The organism is Corynebacterium glyciniphilum AJ 3170 (genome assembly GCF_007673095.1).
Taxonomy (GTDB): domain Bacteria; phylum Actinomycetota; class Actinomycetes; order Mycobacteriales; family Mycobacteriaceae; genus Corynebacterium.
On the sequence record NZ_VDYZ01000035.1, the window covers coordinates 1 to 1,294 of the forward strand.

The following is a 1,294-nucleotide window of genomic DNA, read 5'->3' on the forward strand; positions in this document are numbered from 1 at the left end:
GGGACTGCTGCGCGAGTAGTTGACATCTGATCTGGCTTGCCGTGGGGTGGGCCTGGAAGGATGTTGCTGTGCCCAAGCCTTACCCGTCCGAGTTTCGTGACGATGTCGTGCGCGTCGCGAGGAACCGTGAGCCCGGAGTGACGATCGAGCAGATCGCGAAAGACTTCGGCGTTCACCCCATGACGCTGCAGAAGTGGCTGCGTCGCGCCGACATCGACGCCGGAGCCAAGCCCGGAACGACCCGAACCGAGGCTGCGGAGATCCGTGAGCTGCGCAAGCGGAACCGGCTCCTCGAGCAGGAGAACGAGGTCCTCCGGCGTGCGGCGGCGTACCTGTCGCAGGCGAACCTGCCGGGAAAAGGTTCTACCCGCTCGTGACGGAGCTCGCCGAAGCAGGGATCCCTGTGACGGTGACGTGTCGGGTGCTCAAGCTCTCCCGTCAGCCCTACTACCGGTGGCTGGCGAACCCCATCACCACCAGCGAGGTGGTGGAGGCGTATCGCGCGAACGCGCTGTTCGACGCACACCGCGACGACCCCGAATTCGGGCACCGGCTGCTGGCCGACGAGGCCCGCGACGCGGGTGAGGCGATGTCGGACCGGACCGCGTGGCGGATCGCCTCAGCGAACGGCTGGTGGTCCGCGTTCGGGAAGAAGCGGGGCCGTAACGGCAAGAAGCCGGGACCGCCGGTCCACGACGACCTCTGCGCCGTCATCGACGAGCACGGCCGGACCCGGCACGTCTTCGCCGCCGACGCCCCGGACCAGCTCTGGCTCGTCGACATCACGGAGCACAAGACCGCCGAAGGCAAGCTCTACTGCTGCGCCATCAAAGACGCCTGCAGCGGCAAGATCGTCGGGTACTCGATCGGCTCGAGGATGAAGTCCCGCCTGGCCGTTCAGGCGCTCGAGAACGCCGTCTCGATGCGCGGCGACGTCGCCGGCTGCATCGTCCACAGCGACAGGGGCAGTCAATTTCGTAGCAGGAAGTTCCTGCGCGCTCTGGCCCGTCATCGCCTGGTCGGATCCATGGGCCGCGTCGGCTCCAGCGGGGACAACGCCGCCATGGAATCGTTCTTCGCCCTGCTGCAGAAGAACGTCCTCGACCGCCGAGCCTGGACCACCCGCGAGCAGCTGCGCATCGCGATCGTCACCTGGATCGAGCGGACCTACCACCGACGCCGCAGACAGGCACGCCTGGGCCGTTTGACGCCCATCGAGTTCGAGACCATCATGAACACGACCGTCGCACTGACGGCGTGACTACACCCTGTCACCTATCCGCGCAGCAGTCCC

General features: G+C 66.8%; 1 protein-coding gene. It reads left to right on the top strand.

Annotated elements, in window-relative coordinates:
• The first annotated feature begins 68 nt into the window (after positions 1-68).
• Positions 69-1,261, top strand: a protein-coding gene (locus FS507_RS16360; RefSeq protein WP_145943830.1) for an IS3 family transposase whose coding sequence is annotated in 2 segments (ribosomal slippage) — positions 69-353 and positions 356-1,261 — 1,191 coding nt in all. Because the reading frame shifts where the segments join, the coding sequence is not laid out codon by codon here.
• Positions 1,262-1,294: the final 33 nt, after the last annotated feature.